At 42.1% G+C, this 19,000-nt stretch carries 17 protein-coding genes; 11 read left to right on the forward strand and 6 right to left on the reverse strand.

Going from position 1 to position 19,000, the window contains the following annotated elements; translation table 11 throughout:
- Positions 1-17: 17 nt before the first annotated feature.
- Positions 18-398 (reverse strand): dUTPase, encoded by a 381-nt coding sequence (locus AAGA18_11835; protein MEM9446027.1) that lies wholly within the window; start codon positions 396-398, stop codon positions 18-20.
- 341 nt (positions 399-739) lie between these two features.
- Here AAGA18_11835 and trxB point away from each other — a divergent pair, with 341 nt between their 5' ends.
- The 7 genes from trxB to AAGA18_11870 all read left to right on the forward strand — a co-directional run bounded on the left by trxB (position 740) and on the right by AAGA18_11870 (position 9,832).
- Positions 740-1,669: a thioredoxin-disulfide reductase gene (trxB, locus tag AAGA18_11840; protein ID MEM9446028.1), complete on the forward strand. Its 930-nt coding sequence runs from the start codon at positions 740-742 to the stop codon at positions 1,667-1,669.
- 191 nt (positions 1,670-1,860) lie between these two features.
- The gene (locus AAGA18_11845; protein ID MEM9446029.1) at positions 1,861-2,661 is read left to right on the forward strand and encodes a DUF1189 family protein; all 801 of its coding nucleotides are present in this window, start codon (positions 1,861-1,863) and stop codon (positions 2,659-2,661) included.
- 462 nt (positions 2,662-3,123) lie between these two features.
- Entirely contained in the window at positions 3,124-3,870 is a 747-nt protein-coding gene (locus tag AAGA18_11850) for a helix-turn-helix domain-containing protein (GenBank protein ID MEM9446030.1), read from the forward strand.
- Positions 3,871-4,033: 163 nt separating this feature from the next.
- On the forward strand, positions 4,034-4,870 hold the full coding sequence (locus AAGA18_11855; protein MEM9446031.1) for a sugar phosphate isomerase/epimerase family protein: 837 nt from the start codon (positions 4,034-4,036) through the stop codon (positions 4,868-4,870).
- A 24-nt stretch (positions 4,871-4,894) separates the two neighbouring features.
- A complete protein-coding gene (locus tag AAGA18_11860; GenBank protein MEM9446032.1) occupies positions 4,895-6,178 on the forward strand; it encodes a Gfo/Idh/MocA family oxidoreductase in 1,284 nt (427 codons plus the stop codon).
- Positions 6,179-6,551: 373 nt separating this feature from the next.
- Complete coding sequence (locus AAGA18_11865) at positions 6,552-7,544, forward strand: FHA domain-containing protein (GenBank protein MEM9446033.1); 993 nt, start codon at positions 6,552-6,554, stop codon at positions 7,542-7,544.
- Positions 7,545-8,092: 548 nt separating this feature from the next.
- The gene (locus tag AAGA18_11870; protein ID MEM9446034.1) at positions 8,093-9,832 is read left to right on the forward strand and encodes a 4-alpha-glucanotransferase; all 1,740 of its coding nucleotides are present in this window, start codon (positions 8,093-8,095) and stop codon (positions 9,830-9,832) included.
- A 23-nt stretch (positions 9,833-9,855) separates the two neighbouring features.
- Here the strand turns inward: AAGA18_11870 and AAGA18_11875 are convergent, their stop codons facing one another.
- On the reverse strand, positions 9,856-10,803 hold the full coding sequence (locus tag AAGA18_11875) for a hypothetical protein (GenBank protein MEM9446035.1): 948 nt from the start codon (positions 10,801-10,803) through the stop codon (positions 9,856-9,858).
- A 137-nt stretch (positions 10,804-10,940) separates the two neighbouring features.
- Between AAGA18_11875 and AAGA18_11880 the strand changes: the two genes are divergently transcribed.
- The 4 genes from AAGA18_11880 (at position 10,941) to fbaA (ending at position 14,224) form a co-directional block, all read left to right on the forward strand.
- A complete protein-coding gene (locus AAGA18_11880) occupies positions 10,941-11,558 on the forward strand; it encodes a sigma-70 family RNA polymerase sigma factor (protein MEM9446036.1) in 618 nt (205 codons plus the stop codon).
- Positions 11,545-12,030 carry a hypothetical protein gene (locus AAGA18_11885; GenBank protein ID MEM9446037.1) on the forward strand — a complete coding sequence of 162 codons (486 nt, stop codon included), beginning with the start codon at positions 11,545-11,547 and terminating at the stop codon, positions 12,028-12,030. The genes AAGA18_11880 and AAGA18_11885 overlap by 14 nt, the downstream gene beginning before the upstream one ends.
- A gap of 28 nt (positions 12,031-12,058) precedes the next feature.
- Positions 12,059-13,114 carry a S1C family serine protease gene (locus AAGA18_11890; GenBank protein ID MEM9446038.1) on the forward strand — a complete coding sequence of 352 codons (1,056 nt, stop codon included), beginning with the start codon at positions 12,059-12,061 and terminating at the stop codon, positions 13,112-13,114.
- An 87-nt stretch (positions 13,115-13,201) separates the two neighbouring features.
- Positions 13,202-14,224 (forward strand): class II fructose-bisphosphate aldolase, encoded by a 1,023-nt coding sequence (gene fbaA, locus AAGA18_11895; GenBank protein ID MEM9446039.1) that lies wholly within the window; start codon positions 13,202-13,204, stop codon positions 14,222-14,224.
- Positions 14,225-14,389: 165 nt separating this feature from the next.
- Here the strand turns inward: fbaA and AAGA18_11900 are convergent, their stop codons facing one another.
- The 4 genes from AAGA18_11900 to AAGA18_11915 all read right to left on the reverse strand — a co-directional run bounded on the left by AAGA18_11900 (position 14,390) and on the right by AAGA18_11915 (position 18,550).
- The gene (locus tag AAGA18_11900; GenBank protein ID MEM9446040.1) at positions 14,390-15,295 is read right to left on the reverse strand and encodes a metal ABC transporter permease; all 906 of its coding nucleotides are present in this window, start codon (positions 15,293-15,295) and stop codon (positions 14,390-14,392) included.
- Positions 15,295-16,632, reverse strand: coding sequence for an iron chelate uptake ABC transporter family permease subunit (locus AAGA18_11905; protein MEM9446041.1), 1,338 nt, complete (start codon positions 16,630-16,632; stop codon positions 15,295-15,297). The genes AAGA18_11900 and AAGA18_11905 overlap by 1 nt, the downstream gene beginning before the upstream one ends.
- A 138-nt stretch (positions 16,633-16,770) precedes the next feature.
- Complete coding sequence (locus tag AAGA18_11910) at positions 16,771-17,595, reverse strand: ABC transporter ATP-binding protein (protein ID MEM9446042.1); 825 nt, start codon at positions 17,593-17,595, stop codon at positions 16,771-16,773.
- Between the two features lie 13 nt (positions 17,596-17,608).
- Complete coding sequence (locus AAGA18_11915) at positions 17,609-18,550, reverse strand: zinc ABC transporter substrate-binding protein (GenBank protein MEM9446043.1); 942 nt, start codon at positions 18,548-18,550, stop codon at positions 17,609-17,611.
- Between the last annotated feature and the right edge of the window lie 450 nt (positions 18,551-19,000).

The raw sequence follows: 19,000 nt of genomic DNA on the forward strand, positions 1-19,000 counted from the left end.
TGGCTAAGGAAGAGTTTTTAGATATGCTTGGAGTCTGCTTCATCCTTTTTCTCATAACCGGACTCCTGGCGCTGGTGGTTCACTTCATTCTTCTTGAGGTAAGCTTCGAAGACATCGTCGGCAGTCATGCCTAGCGCTTGTGCTAAAGATACGAGAAAATGAAAAAGGTCAATGACTTCGACCCGAGCATTCTGTTGATCAAATTTCTGATATTTTGCCCACCATTTCCAAGGAACGCTGTCTATGAGTTCTGCCATTTCTTGGCTCATGGCTCTGGTGTAATTTAATACCCATTTGGTCTTTTCTTGTTCAGAAAGATTATTTAAATCAACGCCAATACGCTTGTTTAGTACACCTTGGAGGCGGAAAATTTCCTCTAACTTATCTGGACTACTCATCTAGAGTTGATAGCGATTTCATTCTCTCAGTGCAAGGGTGTAAAGCAATTGGTAGAAAGTAGGCTAATAATATTTAGGGTGAGAGCATTTCAAAAGCATTTGATTGCTCTTGCCGAGAGGTTGAGAAAGCAAAAATAACCATCTGTTGAGCCGTAGCCGTGTATGGCTCGGAATGAGCTTAGTATGAGGAATTTGATACATCTTTTGTTTTACTTAAAAAAGATGCCTGGATTCGCGAGCTTGGGCAAAAAGAGGTGCGCTTTAACATAATAATTTTTTTGAGATAGGATTTGCGACTCAATAGAGTCAGGGTATTGTTTTCGCAAAGTTAAGAAATAAATATGGAAAACGTAGTTATCATTGGTTCAGGATGTGCAGGTTGGACTGCCGCGGTATACACAGCTAGGGCTAACCTCAAGCCTATCTTGATCACGGGCCAGCAACCCGGCGGCTTGCTCACAACTACAACAATCGTTGAAAATTACCCAGGTTTTACTGATGGGGTGGACGGCAATGAGCTTATGTTCAGCATGCAAGAGCAAGCAAAGCGTTTTGGGGCAGATGTCAAGTTTATGAGTCTGGTCGAGAAGGTGGAGCAAATAGAAGACTATTTTAAGGTGACTGTCGATGGATCGGAAATGGAAACCAAGTCAATCATTGTAGCTGTTGGAGCTGGGCATCGTCATCTAGGCATACCTGGCGAAGCAGAGTTAGATACGAAGGGTGTCACCTATTGTGCCACTTGCGATGGAGCTCTACCCGTTTTTCGAGATAAGCCACTGGTGGTGGTCGGCGGTGGAGACTCTGCTTGTGAGGAGGCTATGTATCTGACGCGATTTGGTTCTATTGTTTATCTGGTGCATCGCAGAGGTGAGTTACGAGCATCCAAGATCATGGCGGAACGTACCCTGGCCAACGAAAAAATCAAGCCAATTTGGGATACGGTAGTAGAAGAAATTACTGATGTGAGTAGTGATGAGGTCACTGGAGTTAAGTTGAAAAATCTTAAAACGGAAGACGTCAGCACGCTAGACTGCGCTGGTGTGTTTGTTGCTATTGGACATGTGCCAAACACACAAATTTTCAAAGGCCTTTTAGATATGGATGGTGCAGGCTACCTCCAATTGCAGGAGGGTAGCAAAACGAATATTAAGGGTATCTTCGGTGCTGGAGATTGTGCGGATTCGGTTTATCGCCAGGCAGTTACGGCGGCAGGAATGGGATGTATGGCAGCTATTGATTGTGAGCGCTATTTAGCCAGCCTTAATTAGGCTATTGTGAGTTTAACAATCATCAGTTGTCGCCTTTTTCACGCATAAGGCGCTAAGATCTATAGTGAATGATAGACCCGTTGTTTTACTGACTAACTTCTTTGGTTCGCAATAGATAGTTTTTATGACATCATCAACGCTAAGACTTGAAATACCAACACTGCTGTCTTGAAAAAGTATTTAGAATTATTGTGAAGCAATATGCGTTCTTTCATCCCTTTTGGATGTCCTTTTACTCTGGAGATTTATACCGTGATGTTGCATACAACTGGCGGGGTTTAGCTCTAGGCACCCTGATTTTAGTAACAGCATTTTCTTCTGTCTTGTTGACGATAGTATTTTACCAGGCACAGGTTTTGCCCTATCTTGAAGAAATTGCTCCCAAGATGATTAGACAACTGCCTTTGATTTATCTTAGAGATGGCATAGCAGAGACTCCCCAAGCGAAACGTTATGAAATTTTTGACGAAGATTTAGATAAAATGATAGCGGTCATTGATACATCTGTAGATGACATACCAAGTGATTTAGGCGGTGCAGCTAACCTATTTATAGGTAGGCAAAGCTATGGTGTTAAGTTATTGGAAGAACAGGAAATGAGGGAAATTAAATTTGTTCAAGGTAAGTCTTTTGATATTGACCAAGAACTTTGTTTTAAAATGTTAGATGCATTTAGCTTTTGGGTTCGCCCCTTCTCCTTCGTTCTTATTATGAGCCTCCTTTTGTTTTATCGAATGATTCAGCTTTTGTTCATGTCCCTCGGTGGATATATCGTTGCTAAAATCCACCAAATGAATTTGGGTTATTTTGCGGTCCTGCGAATTACGCTTGTTGCTTGCATACCAGCATTCTTAGTTGATTCAATTGTGGGCTTTTACGAAATCACCCATCTCTTGACTCAGCTCTTTATTTTCTCGCTCTTTGGATTTTATATTGTTTATGGATTTGCCCAAGTTAGGAAGCCAATATCCTCTGGCGATAGGTATGAATAGCCTAAAATGATGATATATTTGAGATTAAAGAGTTTAACAGAATATGGTTCTCTAGAAATTTAAAGCCACCTCGAACTCACACTCCTTGAGAGCCATGCCTCGTACCATCCGCATGGACGCCCTATATTCTGAGTAGGATTGCTATGAGGTCAATGGCTGGAAATTGAGCAGGTTCGAAGCGTTAATTAGATCTGATTGAGCTCTCTTATCTCCACACCAGCTGCAGAGGTTGAGATAATAGTACTAAGCGATTTTTGCTTTCTAGTTAAACCACTGGTTACACGAATTTACAATCATTTGGATGCATATGATTAACTACCTTAGCCACTGAGAAGAGGCTATTGAGAGGGTAAACAACCTTGGCATTTACTCATCTATTAAAAGAGAGTTTGCTAGTAATACCATTTAAGACTGAGATATATTATCCTCTCATTGAACAACTAATCCGTGTAAATTATACGCATGAATAAGAGAGATGTTGATAATTTTTATAGTGAAGTTGATTGGAAAAGCGTCGTCAGGTCCCTGAGTAGTTTACTGACGGAAGATGCTTTTTTCATGAAGGATCTCGAGGGCCGTTTTGTGATGAATAATCGACGAGCAATTGAATTTTGCAATGTAGCTACTGAGGAAGAGACTCTAGGGAAAAAAGATGAAGATTTTTGGTCTATGGATAGGGCAAGAATTTATGTAGAAGGAGATCGTATGGTGATGGAGTCAGGTCTCCCCATAATCAACCAATTGGCTCCTGCACCAGAGGAAATAGGATCTGGAAATATGGTTATCTACAGCAAGTTTCCTGTAAAGAACAAAAAAGGGGAGATTATTGGTATTGCTGGAATCCATCGCTTAATAGGTGAAGAAGGCTTTCAATCTACTCAACTCAAACGGCTATATAAAGCTGTGCAGATGATACATAGGGATTTTGCTAGTGATCTATTAACTAGCGATCTTGCAAAATTGTCGGGATTGTCAATCAGTCAATTCAATAGACGTTTTAAACAAATTCTTTCGTTGAGTCCAAGGGAGTACTTGTTACGAGTTCGTGTAAGAAATGCGTGCCGGTTACTTGAAACGACGAGAGAGACAGTATCGAGTATAGCTATGTTTTGTGGATTTTATGATCACAGCCATTTCTCTCATGCTTTTCGAAAACATACGGGATTAAGCCCAACGCGATACCGCAGAGAACATGGACAAGAGATTTAGTATGATCTTTTTTGAATCTTAAAGAATTATCAATTATACGCTATTTATACACAGAAAAAATTTGTTTTTACAAGCTAAGAAAAAGGAATCTGATAAGTTAGTATTTCGAAATAAGGGTAATTCATACTAGAGTTATATAGTTTTTTTTCTTAGCTAATAAATCATGAGACACCTTCTGCTGACTTTATTGATAGTTTCGACATTGCAACTGCAACTGCATGCTACGCCCGGTTTTTATGCCTTGGACAATGCTTTTGCGAAAAAACATCTTAACACGTCAGAGCAAGTGTCACTGCTAAAGAGACTAGGTTACGCTGGCGTGTGTACGGAATTAAAAACTTTTTCTCAAGAATTTGAGAAGGATTTGAAAAAGGCAGGCCTTGGCATACATGCGACCTACATCATCCTAAAGCCAAAAAAAAATTTATTACCTGTAGACCAAGAGGCATTGGATCATATTGCCTATTTTAAAGGTTCGCAAACACTCATATGGTTGACCATAATGAATGGTCCGAATATGGACGATGCTCAGGCTGTGGAGGCGATTAATAAAATCGCAGATACTGCCAAAACGAGTAATCTAAAAGTTGCACTGTATCCACACTATAAATATTACACGGACGTTATGGACACTTGTCTTCGTCTGGCGGAAAAGGTGAATCGGCCGGAGGTGGGAGTTGTATTCACGCTTTGTCATTTTCTCAAACAGAATGATCATAGCGATTTGGAAAAGACCATTGAGATCGCTGCTCCTTATTTGATGTCCGTCCAAGTCAATGGTGCCTACAAAAATGGGAAGAAAAAAAAAGGCTGGTCGCAACTAATCTTACCCCTCGGGGAGGGAGATTTTGATGTGAGTCGTGTTCTGAATAAGTTGGTCAAAATAGGTTACCAAGGTGAATTTTCTTTGCAGTGCTTCAATATAAAAAAAACACCACAAGATCATTTATCCGCGTCTATGAAGGCGTGGCATAAAATTAATGAAAACAAGCCCAAATGAATTAACTTCATTTTAACATTGATTATGAATCGTAGAACTTTTTTAAAAACTTCGTGCCTGGCAATGGCGCCCCTAGTCCTTCCCTCGGGTCTTTTGAGAGGGCAGTCGCCATCAAATAAGATCACCCTTGGCTTTATTGGCATGGGCAGTCAGGGGATACGTCGAAACCTAAACAGCTTCCTGCGTTTAAAAAACACAAAAGTCTTAGCTGTCAGTGATTGTCACATAAAACGTGCTAATTCCGCCAAAAAAGTCGTTGATAAAGCTTATGAGAATAAGGACTGTGTGGTATATCAGGATTTCCGCGAAGTCATCAATCGTAACGATATTGATGCAGTTGTAATTTCTACTCCTGATCACTGGCATGTTCCTATGTGTAACATGGCTATTGAGGCAGATAAGGATGTTTTTTGCGAAAAACCAACGCTGACCATCAAAGAAGGTGACGAACTGGTTGAGAAAGCTTCAAAGAAGCAAACGGTATTTCAGTGGGGCATCGAAGATCGATATCTGCAAAAATATTATTATTTGGCGGGTTGGGCGAGAAGCGGGCTCATTGGAGAGATAAGTAAAGTAACCTGCAAACTCCCCTCGGTATCACCTTTTAAAAGAGAAGAGCCGGCTCCAGTCCCTAAGGGCCTGGATTGGAATCTATGGCTTGGTCCTGCTCCTTACACAGATTACACTCCAAGTGCCTTGGATATTATGCATTGGCGTTTAAATAGTGATTACAGCGGTGGCATGCTTACGGACTGGGGGACGCACTTGTGTGACACTGCACAGATAGGCATAGGGATGGAGGAGAGTGGGCCTATAGAAGTATTCGGGGAAAGCCGTACCCTTGATCCTAAAGAATTTCATAGTGACGCCCCTGTTGACTTCAAGGTCACCTATCGCTATGCAAATGGATGCGAGATGTTTGTTTCAGATTCTGCAGAAAAGATAAGACAGGTTCTCATAGAGTTCGAGGGGACAAAAGGTTGGGTTCGCTGTCTAGGCTGGGATGGTAAACTGGAAGCTAGCGATCCGAATATCATGAAAGTTAGGAGTTTTGGGCCAGAGGCAAATTATTGGCAACGCCCGCCAATGGAGCAGGAGGATTTTATTAATGCTGTCATTTCCAGAGAGAAACCGATATACCACGCCGAAGCGGGAAATAGTCTTTGCACGATGTTGCACATTGGCCACATTGCGCTAAGAGAAGGACGTAAGGTAGGTTGGGATCCAAAATCCAAAAGCTTTACAACAGACAAGCAAGCGAACGAATCATCTATCATCTACCAAAGGAAGTCTCGCACTTGGGATTAGAGATCAGCTGGGTCTTTGCGAGATCCCAGAACAGTCGATTTTCTGGAAGAGTCTATGTTTTTGAGCTTTAAGGCCTTACTTCACAATCCGGCTTTAATGAATACTGAATAAGGAGTGTTCTAGAGCCGTGAATAAAGATGACAGAAAGCGAGTGAATTACCCTCCCAGTAAGTCTATCAACTACTTTGTTCACGAATTATACCTGTTTCGTTAGCTCGCGGGAAGTTTATGGAGTTTTAAAAATGAAAACCACTTGCAAAAGATTTTTGTTTGTATAGGCACTATAGGTTTAATAGATTTGGATTAATCTAGTTGCTAGTTAACTTTAAAGTGCTAAGATTATACTTGTTGTATTACAAAAACGTTGGTGTGTATGAACAAATGGCTGCCAAAAATTATTGAGCTTTTTCGCGAGGAGAAAGATATAAATCTGAGTATGACTATTCAAGCCAAGGGGTACTTGGTAGACTTATGGGTAGAGCATGGAAATGTTAAGAGAGTCGCGGGATGTGCCCCTCAAGAATTATCTCATTTAATACTTGATCCAGATGCATGTATTACAATGCGTCGGTCAGTGAAAGATGATGCCATAGAGGAAGTAAATCTTCCGATTTCAACATTAATCAGCCAATCCGATGAAATGGCTTTTGAGAGTGATAAAAGACGAACAGTGCAAGTGCCTGCTGAAATTATCGAGCGTATTCGAAACAATTACGGGGGCCCCAATTCTAACGATGGTCTCCAGTCGTCTCCATCCCAGTCAATTCCTGACCTAAGTATAGCTCAGGGTAATGGCAAGACTGGGGTTAACGACGTCGTAAGTAGCACTCAAGATATCAATTCGGAGCCGGTTAAGAAAGTTGCTAGAGCCGCACTGAGAAAAATGACCTTAGAGCTCAAAGGTGAAATGTCTGATTTCTGGCTAGGTAGGGGTTTGGACTGTAACATACCGGTAGATGACGAAAAGGCTTCTCGCAGACATTGTAAAGTTTTCTCAATGGGGCATATTTATTTTTTAGAAGATAATCATTCGACAAATGGAACCTATGTGAATGGTTCTAAGGTTCAAAATGTAGGTCTACAAAAGGCAGACTTGATACAGATCGGAGAAACTATCTTAGAAGTAGTTATTCCCGATTCTAAAGAACAGGGTGTTGCGCAGCCTCAAAATGTACAGAGAGGTACTGTGCCTGCAGGGATAGCTAAGCCTCCCATGAAAGTGCCGGCAGCACCAGGGATTCCAGCACCTGCAAAAAGGTCTACCAACAATATTAGTCTGCCTAAATTGCAAGCACCTATACCTGCTATTAAGCAAGTCACAATGCCAGCAAAACCGATAACGCCGGCACAAATTAAAATTCGCTAATCTTTCCTACCTACGTTCGCACTAGCTCTCACTGTGGTAAGGGCTAAAGCAATAAATCTTGATCCAAGCATTTTCACCCGGATGATGCAGTAGAGACTCAAAGATCCACGCAGGATCTTGGGCCCAAGAAACACGGAGTCTCCTAGAGTCAACGGCTAGATATCATCTTTTTGAGACTCATATCCCTACTCTATTAGGATGGGTGGTCCGCGCACTTGATAGCCTCAGCTTCGCTTGGGTACAAAAGAAACGCTCAGATGGTCTCATTGATACATCATGCCCATGCCCGGCATTTCTTTGCTTGTAGCTCTAGCTTTTAGAAATCTCGCTTATTTATTGATGTATAATCGGGATTGAATTATCAGCCTGAATACTGGATAAATGTATGAGGATGAAAATTAATCCTACTAAAGAACCAATATCTATGTCGCAGTATAGTTTAACTGTGGTATCAGTAAATAGATAACGGATACTGGATCCCGCGACCGAGTCGTGGGATGGGGATGACAGGCTTAGTTTTACTGCATTCCAAAATAGGTAATCAGAACATGAGATTTAATAAGGAATGCCGCTACATAGGGATTTTTGCCCCTGTTTTTGCCCTGCGAACGGACCAAGATCTTGGAGTTGGAGACGTTTCGGGGCTTATTGAAATGATAGAATGGTGTGGGGCTCAGAGACTCAATATTCTGCAGATACTGCCAATTAACGAAACAAGCGGGGACAATAGTCCTTACAATGTCATAAGTTCTCAGGCATTAGATATTACTACTCTTTCTTTTCGTTTAGGTAATATACCAGGTCATAGGCCCTCTGATATTAAAGCTCTCATTAGTGCAGAAGCTTTAGATGATTTAAATACAGGAGTGGTCAAATATAGCGATGTGAAAAAGCTTAAATGGCAACTGTGTCGCAAAGCTTATAAGCGGTGGAAGAAGACAAGGGAAGAGGTTGAGGTATTCGATAGATTTTGCGAGGAGCAGCATTGGTTGCAAAACTACGCTTGTTTCAGGAGTTTGATGAAAATTTATAATAGTTCTCCAGCCTGGATGGAGTGGGATAGTACGCATCAAACACCGCAGGATCTGGGTGAATGGCTAAATCGTCTTAATATTAAAAATAGAGAATTATTTGCTACGGACTGTGAATTTTATGCATTTGTTCAATGGTGTCTCTACAGACAATGGGATATGGTGCGCGCTGCTGCTGAAAAGCATGAGGTAGGCTTAATGGGGGATATTCCTTTTGGAGTTAGCAGAAGCAGTGTCGATGTGTGGGCCCAACCTGATTTGTTTAGCTCCAAGTGGAGTGGAGGTGCCCCGCCTGAACCATTATTCGCAACAGATGAATTCACAATCAAATGGGGTCAGAACTGGGGAGTGCCTGTCTATCAATGGGATAAGCATAGGGAAGAGGATTTCGCTTGGTGGAAGGCGAGAATTAAGGGTGTGACGCGATTTTTTGACTTATTTCGATTGGATCATGTTTTAGGTTTTTACCGCATCTATGCTTTCCCCTGGCCTCCAGAGGAAAATAGTAATTTTACAAATCAAACTCGAGAAGAAGTGGAAGTGTCTTTGGGTGCTTTGCCTCAATTTCTTCCTAGTTCGGATGAAACAGAAGAGGGACGGAGAATAAATCAAGCGCAAGGAGAAGAACTTCTCAGCGTAGTATTAAAAGCTGCTGGGGATGCAGTAGTTGTAGCCGAGGATTTAGGAATGGTTCCAGAGTATGTTAGGCCATCCTTAGAAAAATTAGGCATAAGTGGGTTTAGAATTCCTGTCTTTACCCGCCAAGAATGGGATCAAGAATATGTAGCGCCTGAGTCATACCCTTCTCTGACATTTACAACGTTATCTACTCACGATCACCATACGATGGCACAAATGTGGGAGAATTGGTGGAGCGTATTTGAGCAAGCTGATCAATTTGAAGAAGGTGAGGAAAAACAAAAATGCATTCAAGCAAGCTGGGAGCTTTACCGCACTTTACGTTTTGCGAAAATGAATGATGGGGAGCTAGTGAGAAAATATTCTCCTAATGTGCATCATAATATGATAGCACGACTAATGGGTTCTAACTCGTGGCTGGTTGTATTGATGGTCACCGACTTATTCGACTGGGACATTCGTTTTAATGTGCCTGGTCCTGCTGCAGATAGTAATTGGTCTGTAAGGGTACCCCTTTCAGTCAAAGAATTGCAAATCGAAGCAGGTGTCATCGATTGCATGAAGTTATTAAAAAAAGAGATGATCTACTCAAATCGCCTACACGAGAAAAGCGCATAATCTAGAGCAGTCTGTTTCGCTTATTACCGCTGGCTACCCGGAACAGGTATAGAGCTTCTGAGCGTTGAAGCATCTGGCCTTAATTCAGCAGCTTTCTTGTCACGAATTTCCATGACTTTCACACGATGCTCCTCCTGCTTGCGCAACAGCTCAATCGCATCGTTTTGTGCAGGAGCTGTGGAAAGGGGGGTATAAGCCTTGGAAGTGTGATTGTAACTGTTGCGAGGACCATATTTGTAAGGATTAGTTTGATAAGAAAAGTTTGGCTGATTGTTGGTGGCAAGTGGCGAGCCAGGTATATTGTCATAGGGATTATAGACGTCCAGTGCTTTGCCAGCTTCAAAAATATTTTCCTTCAAGGCGTTAGTCTCATCAGGTTGAGTTAAGAGAGGCGGTAAATTTCTAGATTCTTGGTTAAAAACCCCGTTTCCAAGAACCGAGTTACTGTGCTGATGCATGCTCAAGTAGCTTTGATAAAGTTGAGTTCTATCTCTCGAGTTAGTTACAAGATTTGCATCATTGAGATTAAGAGGGTTTTGAGACTTATTGCCTAAGTTTTGATCTTGGGAATCTTGTATATCTCTTCTATTTAATAAAAGCTGACGTTGATCGTTATTCGCTTGGGAATCTTCAAGGGCTTGTTTGGCTTCAAGATCTTGTAGTTCTTTACGCTCTTTTAAACCTTCTAAAAGCCAATTTTCTCGCTTTTCTATGGTGTCTTTTTCTTCTTCTGAGAGCCTTGGTATTTTAGGGCGGTAGTTTGGTTTTACAGGTGCAACAGATTTTCTCTTGTAAGCAGGCTCTTCTATTTCTATCGATGAGTTGAGAAGCGGCCGCAGAGATATTTTGTTAAGATCCGTTTTGCCAGATGGACTTTCTGTGACTTTGGTTTCTTGAGTATCTGAGCCATGAACAAGGATGCCAGAATTTAAAGTAATGATTAAGGCAAAGGTAAACGCCACGAACTTCATACCTTTATAAACTAGCATTAACAAGCTGTTCGGTCAACCTGCCTATTCTTTTGGCAAGCAATGCGGAAATGTAAATTCTCTAACCTGCAACAATTTATCTTTAATTTTTTAAAGTAGAGCTCTACGTTCTGAACACTATGGAGGACTCGGATGAGCTCACATCCGAAAATCAGCTCGTTTCTGACCAACACTTGGTAGCTCAGGTATTGGAGGGAGACGTGAGTTGCTTTGATGAGTTGATTCTACGTTATCAAGAGCGCCTCTACGCAGTCATATATAACATGACCTCGAATCATGAGGATACAAATGACTTGCTTATGGAGACCTTTGATAAGGCGTTTAGAAGTTTGAGCTCCTACAGGCGTAATGCTTCATTTTACACTTGGATTTATAGAATAGCGGTTAATCGAACCCTTAATCACATACGTAAAAATAAGAAACTTAAAAAAAACATGAGCCTTAATGATGTGGATTTAGATATAGCTAACCAGTTGGAAATGATGGACTTAGCTAAAGGATCTAACCCTGAATCAGTTGCAGTTCTGACAGACTTACAAAAAAAATTGAACGAATCCATGCAGAAGCTGTCTGAAGAACATAGAGCGGTAGTGGTTTTGCACGATATCGAAGGCTTAAGTCATAGAGATATTGCTGAAATTATGGATTGCACTGAAGGAACGGTGCGTTCTAGACTCCATTACGCTCACAAAAACTTACAGAAATATTTATCGAAGATTTGGAATGAAAAAAGATAAGGACTTAAAGATAACAGAATTACTAGCCATCAAAAAAGCGGAAACTCCTGGCAGAGAATACTTTACGCATTTTGTTAAAGAGTTTCATTCCTATCAAAGATCATCTATGTTTCAAGAGGAGCAGTCACCTATCTGGAAAAGATGGATCAAAGATCTTCAAGAGGTCATTACATTTCAGCCTCGGCAGGCCTTGTCTTACGGCTTGGCTTGTGCAGTTCTGATGCTTCTTGGTGTTTTTGCGGTTCAAGAGACAAGTCCAGTGCAGCAGACCAAATCAGATAATATGGCTCAAAAGCTTGGGGCGCAGTCTGAGAACTACCAAGTGGGAGCCCGTCTCTATAAAGATAGCTTCCTCCAGCAGGGAGATCTGATTCCTGTAGCCTCGAAGTCGTTTGAGCAGGACTTCCAAGATTCGCAGTACGTGACTGGAAAGACAGTAGCCCTTTCTTATGACACCTCTTTGGCTTTCTAGTATATCCCGATGCTGTAGTCGTTCTCTTGTGTCGTGGCTTATTCTGGCCGTGGTATTGTCTACAGTGCATCTCTCGGCTGGGGTTATAGATGAAATAGGACAAGAAGTTCAGAAGGTTTTTGATAAAGCTTCTCCCTCCGTAGTTCGAGTTCGAGGACTTGGAGCTGCCAAACCATTAGCAGGGACAGGATTCTTTATAGACGGTCATGGAACAGTTGTTACTTCATATAATGTGGTTCACGAAGCACGTAAAGCTTGGATAGAGTATCAGGACAAAAAAATAGAGGCCCAGATCTACGGAAGAGATATTCGAAGTGGAATTGCGGTTCTCAAAACGGATCTTAGTAATACTCCGCACCTTAAATTTGGTGATTCGACTAAACTAGCAGTTGCCAAAGCTGTTATTGCTGTTGCGTATCCTTTCGATCTTCCTGCGGCACCATCTTTTGGGATTGTTACCGGGTTCGATGCTCGATATCTGAATTACTTTTTTGCAACAACTTATGTCCGCACTTCCTTAAAAGTTAAACCTGGGCAAATCGGAGGCCCCCTCTTGAACAGTAAGGGTGAGATTGTAGGGATGTTAGCTCTCGCTATTCAGAATGGAACAGAGTGTTACTCTATACCCATTAAGTCGGCTCAAAAAGTGATTGATGACCTCCTAGAAACTGGTGAGGCTGAGTATGGTTGGGTTGGTGTTGGAGTCGTAGAGGGTAAACCAAGAGAAAATGGAGATAGGCCTGTAAGAGTTTCCCAGCTATATGATGGAGCTCCTGCTGCTAAAAGTGGCTTGGCTCCAGGGGATGTTATTCTAAAAATTGGCGACCAAGCAATTAAGCATCCCAGTGACGTATTAGACGTGGCTTTTTTCTCAAGCGTTGGAGACAAATTAGATGTTCTAGTTGAACGAGATGGGAAAGAGGAAGTATTTAGTTTTCCTGTGGTTGCTAGGCCTAATACCAGCCCACTTGTTCGCCCAGTTCCCGCACATCGTTTACCAGATGGTTACCAAGTACCCAGAGAAACCGTTGAGAAAGAGGATTCAGTTCTCATTCCGGTGAAGAGTACCAACCAGGGCTCATAAAAGCACTGCCATTTCTTTCCAAAAAATTTTGCATTATGTCTTTTTCTCCTTTTCAGTCTGGGTAATTCGTATAGATTTCGCACATCTATGCCAGTCGCAACACCCAAGCAATATGAAGCCATGTTGGATGCTGCCCAAGAGGGTGGCTATGCCTATCCAGCTATTAATGTTACCTCTATCATCACAATCAATGGAGCCTTGAAAGCCTTTGCAGATAAAAAATCAGATGGGATTATCCAAGTATCTACTGGGGGAGGGGCTTTTGCTTCTGGCTCTGAAGTAAAGGACATGGCCTTAGGTGCAATTGTATTAGCAGAAGCAGTCCACCGCCTGGCCGATAGATATGATATTTTGGTTGCATTACATACCGATCATTGTCAGCCGGCCAAAGTAGATACATTCTTAAAGCCTCTTATTGCAGCAACTGCTGAGCGTCGAAAAAAAGGCTTAGGAAACTTATTCAATTCCCATATGCTGGATGCTTCGGAGCTGCCTCTCAATGAGAATTTGGCTTTATCTGGAGAGTTACTTAAGACATGCGCAGAGCAGGAAATGATACTAGAAATTGAAGCCGGAGTTGTAGGAGGGGAAGAAGACGGTATGGATCATTCTGACCAACCTGCGGAGAAACTATACACTACGCCTGAAGATATGATGGAAGTTTATGAAAGTTTAAAGGGCAAGGGACGTTATCTATTTGCTGCTACTTTTGGTAACGTTCACGGTAGCTATAAGCCAGGGGCTGTGCAGTTGCGTCCGGAAATTTTAAAACAAGGCCAAGATGCCGTCATGGGTAAATATGGTAAGGAAGCGGAATTTGACCTCGTTTTCCACGGAGGTTCAGGTTCAGATCTTTCAGATATTCGAGAAACTCTCGATTATGGTGTTGTGAAGATGAACATTGATACCGATACGCAATACGCTTTTACTCGTCCAATTGTAGATCATTTGATGACGAACTATGATAGTGTCTTAAAAATAGACGGTGAAGTTGGGGATAAGAAAAAATATGACCCGCGCACTTATCTTAAGAAAGCAGAGCTATCATTAGCAGAGCGTTTAGCTGAGGCTTGTGATGATCTTCTCTCTACGGGCAAGACCATTGCTTAAGCCTCGATGATGCATAACAGCTTGGGCCAGAAGGAAAAGAGAGTCAAAGAAGCTGTATGCAGTAGTGATACCTCAATAAGACTCTTTGTTTGTTGGGGCGAAGATTTTACACAGATTCTTAAATCTTTTTTTGCATGATTGGAATGAAAACTCTCCGAGTATTTTCTAAAGATTAAGGCATTGCCTAATCTTCACTATGCCTAGTGCTATCATGAAAAGAATGCCCGCAGTGGTAGCAATCATTCCTGAAGTGCTGGCACTCGAGAACTCAATACTTGAGATTAACTGATTGAAGAACTGCGGTAGCCCCCAGATAGCTAGGACATGTCCCAAAATTCCCGATAGCGCCGCAAATAGAAGAGTCAGTAAGAGGGCCCAGTGGAGTTTATGTGTCAGGAGCAATGCTGTTGCTCCTGGCACAATAAGCATGGCGATTACTAAAATACTACCTACCGCTTCAAAGGCCATTACGGCAGTGATGGAAGTGAGGGTGGTTAGGCAGTAGCGCATGAGTTCGGGGTGGAAGCCAAGTGTTGCTGCCAAAGAGGGATCAAATGCACTTATTCTAAGTTCTTTATAGAACAAAAGAGTAAGGGCAAGGTTTACAAGCAGCATAATGGCAGATTGAGTTGTGACTAATGGGACTTTTCGAAAATCCACGACCGCTGTTTCAATCGAACCATGTAAAACACAATCAGGGTTTAAATCAACGTGATCTGAGGCAACTCGAATCAAAATAAGACCCAAAGCAAATAAAGAACAAAAAACTACTCCTAAAGCTGCACCGCTTTCAACTTGCCCGAAATTTTGAATCAGTCTTGTTAAAGCAATAGTGATGATTCCTGCAGTAGCTGCTCCTAAGAGAATGACAAACCAATCTCGAGAACCAGTTAAAAGAAAAGCTAGGGCTATACCAGGTAAGATTGCATGACTGATCCCGTCACCTATCATGCTATTACGGTTTAGAATGAGGAAAATCCCCGGCAAGGCACAAGCCATAGCAATTAAAGCCCCAGTGAGAACAATCCACGAATCAAGGGAAGTCCAGTTTATTTGATCTAGAAAAAACATCAGGTAGCAGCTTTCTGCTCAAGCTTATGAGGGCTCGTAGGGACGCGTAAGCCGTATCTACCCGCATGCAATAGATCTTCAAGTTGGCTCATGAGCTGAGGTTCCAAGATATGCTCAATAGCATCGGCATCTCTATCAACCTGGCCAGGCGCAACATCGGCATATTCGATGAGATACATTTCCCATAGTCGATGATTGCGAACAACCCGTTGAGCTTGCCCCCAGCCACTATCAGTTAGTCGATAGAAATTTTCTCCTCTTTGCTCATCTCTTTTACCTTCAACTTGCTCAAGTAATTGGTCGTTTTGTGCTTGTCTTAATAGCCTCTTGAGCTCAGCTTGGTTCCAAGAGCGCCTGCTTAAAATAGCCTCGTAGCTTAGGCTTGTATCTGATTTGTTTTGTATGGCTCCAGAAGTTTCAAGGCATTCGTAACATGCTCTTAGCAAGTGTTGGCTATTAATTCTGCGAGTGATTTGGCAATGGGCCAGGTAACGCACCAAAAGGCCACGCGAAGTTCCCAAAAACATACTCAAGCTAAAGATCGTTGTTGCGGTTAGAACAATGACAGCTCCAGCAGGAAATTTAGGGAAAAGAGCACTCAAGAATACCCCAATGAAAGCACTTGCTGCACCTAATATTGCTGAAAGAATCAGATTGGTCATGAGTTTCTCACTCCAAAATCGAGCGGAAGCAGATGGAATGATGAGCATCGCGACAACAAGCAATAGGCCGACTGCTTGTAATCCTATCACCGTTACCACAACAACAAGTGCCATTAATATTAGATCCAATCGGCTTGCTGATATGCCTTGGCTCTCCGCAAAGGCTGTGTCAAAGCATAGAACCGTGAATTCCTTAAAAAATAGAAAGGTAATTAAGCCTACAACCAAAGTAATGGCTAAAATAATATGGGTATCCATGGCGGTCATAGATGCAGCTTTCCCATATATGTAATGCTCAAGCCCTGCTGAATTACCTGTTGGCATTTGCTGTATGAGCGTGACGAGTGAAATACCTAAGCCGAATAGAACTGAGAGTACAATAGCTAAAGCCGCATCATCCTTGAGGCGGGTCCATTTTGGGATGAGAACCACTAACCCCATTCCTATTAACCCTGTCAGTGTGGCACCTAGCAGTAATAAGGGAAGGGACTTGCCATTCCCAAAAAGAGTTTCAAAAATTAGGTAGCTTAAAGCAATTCCCGGTAATGTTGCATGGCTTACTGTATCACTTAATAGCGAGCGTTTACGCAATAGAAGGAATGTTCCGATTACACCGGAAACTACTCCTAAAGCTGAAGTTCCAAGAAATACAATTCGTGTATTGTAATCTTGCATAAATGCTACTCTCTTTATCTCAGTCCACATAGGAAGTTCAAAAGAATGAGTCTGGCCTATAGCGTGACTACTGGACTGTAATATGCCTAAAAATAGAATTAGAGAGAAAACAAATCGAGGAGACATGAAAGAATGTCTTTACCGTTTCAATTCCTCAGAAGCCACGGTCCCGGCTGCTTGTTCTAGTAATGGATGGTGACCACCGTATGTTTTACGTAGATTTTCGGGGGTAAAAACTTTAGAAATAGGACCGTGTGCTACAACTCGCATGTTTAGTAAAAAGACATAATCAAAATATTCTTGGACTGTTTGCAAGTCATGGTGAATACAAACAACAGTCTTACCCTCATCACGGAGTTCTTGCATGATTTTTACGATAGCTCGCTCTGTAGATGCATCAATACTAGCAAACGGTTCATCCATTAGGTAGAGGTCAGCATTTTGCACAAGGGCACGCGCCAAGAAAATACGTTGTTGTTGGCCCCCAGATAATTGGCTGATTTGGCGGTCAGCATAGTCAGCAAGTCCTACCTTTTCTAGAGATTCTAGAGCTAACTTTTTATGCTTGTTCATAACAGGTAGGCACCAACCAATTTTTTTGTAGAGTCCCATAGCAACAACATCTCTTGCACTAACAGGAAAGTCCCAATCAACGCTCTCGCGCTGTGGAACGTAGGCAACTCGATGTTGGGATTTTTTATAGTTTTCACCAAAGTATTTGATGTGGCCGGAGATTTTAGGAATGAGATCTAGGCTTGCTTTGAGGAGTGTGCTTTTGCCTGCTCCATTAGGGCCTACAATTGCAGTCAGTTTACCGGCAGGCACTTTCATATCAAGGTCCCATAAGACGACCTTGCGGCGGTAAGAGACATTGAGATCAGTTATAGCGAGTGGCTCCTCTCGGTGAGTAGTACTATGAGTACTTACCGTTGAGCTGGGCGACAGGCTTTCTGTTGTTTTCATAGTCATAGTGCTGTTAGGATTCTTGGTTAGAAGGGTTTTGTTTAGGTTTGGATAATTGACCTAATAAGCCTTTGGCAGGTGCATTTCCACCTAGAGCTCTAGCAATTGTTGTCGCATTGGAGTCAAGCATCCCAATGTAAGTTCCTTCGTAGGTGCCTGGTTCCCCCATAGCATCAGAAAAGAGGGCTCCTCCGATAGTCACCTCATGTCCTTTCGATTTAGCTCCCTCAATAATCGCTTGAATATTTTTGTCGGCGACACTTGTCTCGACAAAGATTGCTTTAATCTTCTGCTCCACAATAAAGTCAACAAGTCCATTAATATCCGCTACGCCGGCTTCGGACTCTGTGCTCAAACCTTGCGCAGCTTTGACTTCTATACCATAGCTTCGAGCAAAATAGCCAAAAGCATCATGAGCAGTAATCAAATAACGTTGTTTTTGCGGAATACTTGCAATGACATCCTTGATATAGGCATCAAGTTTTTCTAGCTCGGCTTGATAAAGTATGAGGTTTTTCTGGTAATAAGGGGCATTCTCAGGATCGAATTGGGAGAGTGCTTGAGCGACAGCAGCAGTGGCTTGTGACCAGGCCTGGACATCCATCCATACGTGAGGGTCTGGATGCCCTTCCATATCTTCAGGTGTGAGTAAATAGCTTTCAGAAATTTCCTCTGTAACAGCATGAACAGGTGTGCCTTTGCGTGCGATCTTTACAAAAGTATCTGTCATACGTCCCTCTAACATCAGTCCTGAGTAAAAGACAATATCAGCTTCCAGAAGCTTGGCTACATCATCACGGGTGGGTTTATATAAGTGTGGATCAACACCTTCGCCCATAAGGCCTATGACTTGGGCTTTTCCTCCGGCTACTTCGCTGACGATGTTAGTAACCATCCCACAGGTAGTTACGATAGTGTAAGGATAACCTCTTTTAGCATTATTCTTCTGGGACATTTCATCTTTACTCGCTGAGCAAGAGATAAATAGAGCTACTAGAGGCAAGACGAAGAGAATCATCAGAAAACGTATAGGATTGTTCATAACACAGGACTCATATTTGATGTGATAAGGATATTGCACATACTATTTATATTAAGCGACTTAATAATAGTTAACTTTTATAATAATTAATATGTAGCACAATATTTGTTAGCGTCAACTAACAAATATCTTGGCAAAGTGTGACTCTCAAAACGCTCAGCTTTAGGTAGTTCAATTATGTAGATCCAGTCACAAGCGATTGGCTGCGCCTTGTCCTCGTGCTTAATTAGTTGTCACTGAAAAAGTGATTTGGCTTAGTATGGGAAAGGGGTGAGTGTATAAAAGGACTGTGAGAAAAGACTGGTAATAGGTACAATAGACGCAAAAGCTGGTCAAAAATGAGAAGTAGTAGTCCTGAAAACA

The sequence above is a fragment of the Verrucomicrobiota bacterium genome, assembly GCA_039192515.1.
GTDB lineage: Bacteria > Verrucomicrobiota > Verrucomicrobiia > Methylacidiphilales > JBCCWR01 > JBCCWR01.

Coding starts and splice junctions, on each gene's coding strand:
- AAGA18_11835 (MEM9446027.1), bottom strand. CDS start 398: ATGAGTAGTCCAGATAAGTTAGAGGAAATTTTCCGCCTCCAAGGTGTA.
- trxB (MEM9446028.1), top strand. CDS start 740: ATGGAAAACGTAGTTATCATTGGTTCAGGATGTGCAGGTTGGACTGCC.
- AAGA18_11850 (MEM9446030.1), top strand. CDS start 3,124: ATGAATAAGAGAGATGTTGATAATTTTTATAGTGAAGTTGATTGGAAA.
- AAGA18_11855 (MEM9446031.1), top strand. CDS start 4,034: ATGAGACACCTTCTGCTGACTTTATTGATAGTTTCGACATTGCAACTG.
- AAGA18_11860 (MEM9446032.1), top strand. CDS start 4,895: ATGAATCGTAGAACTTTTTTAAAAACTTCGTGCCTGGCAATGGCGCCC.
- AAGA18_11865 (MEM9446033.1), top strand. CDS start 6,552: ATGAACAAATGGCTGCCAAAAATTATTGAGCTTTTTCGCGAGGAGAAA.
- AAGA18_11870 (MEM9446034.1), top strand. CDS start 8,093: ATGAGATTTAATAAGGAATGCCGCTACATAGGGATTTTTGCCCCTGTT.
- AAGA18_11875 (MEM9446035.1), bottom strand. CDS start 10,803: ATGAAGTTCGTGGCGTTTACCTTTGCCTTAATCATTACTTTAAATTCT.
- AAGA18_11880 (MEM9446036.1), top strand. CDS start 10,941: ATGGAGGACTCGGATGAGCTCACATCCGAAAATCAGCTCGTTTCTGAC.
- AAGA18_11885 (MEM9446037.1), top strand. CDS start 11,545: ATGAAAAAAGATAAGGACTTAAAGATAACAGAATTACTAGCCATCAAA.
- fbaA (MEM9446039.1), top strand. CDS start 13,202: ATGCCAGTCGCAACACCCAAGCAATATGAAGCCATGTTGGATGCTGCC.
- AAGA18_11900 (MEM9446040.1), bottom strand. CDS start 15,295: ATGTTTTTTCTAGATCAAATAAACTGGACTTCCCTTGATTCGTGGATT.
- AAGA18_11905 (MEM9446041.1), bottom strand. CDS start 16,632: ATGCAAGATTACAATACACGAATTGTATTTCTTGGAACTTCAGCTTTA.
- AAGA18_11910 (MEM9446042.1), bottom strand. CDS start 17,595: ATGAAAACAACAGAAAGCCTGTCGCCCAGCTCAACGGTAAGTACTCAT.
- AAGA18_11915 (MEM9446043.1), bottom strand. CDS start 18,550: ATGTCCCAGAAGAATAATGCTAAAAGAGGTTATCCTTACACTATCGTA.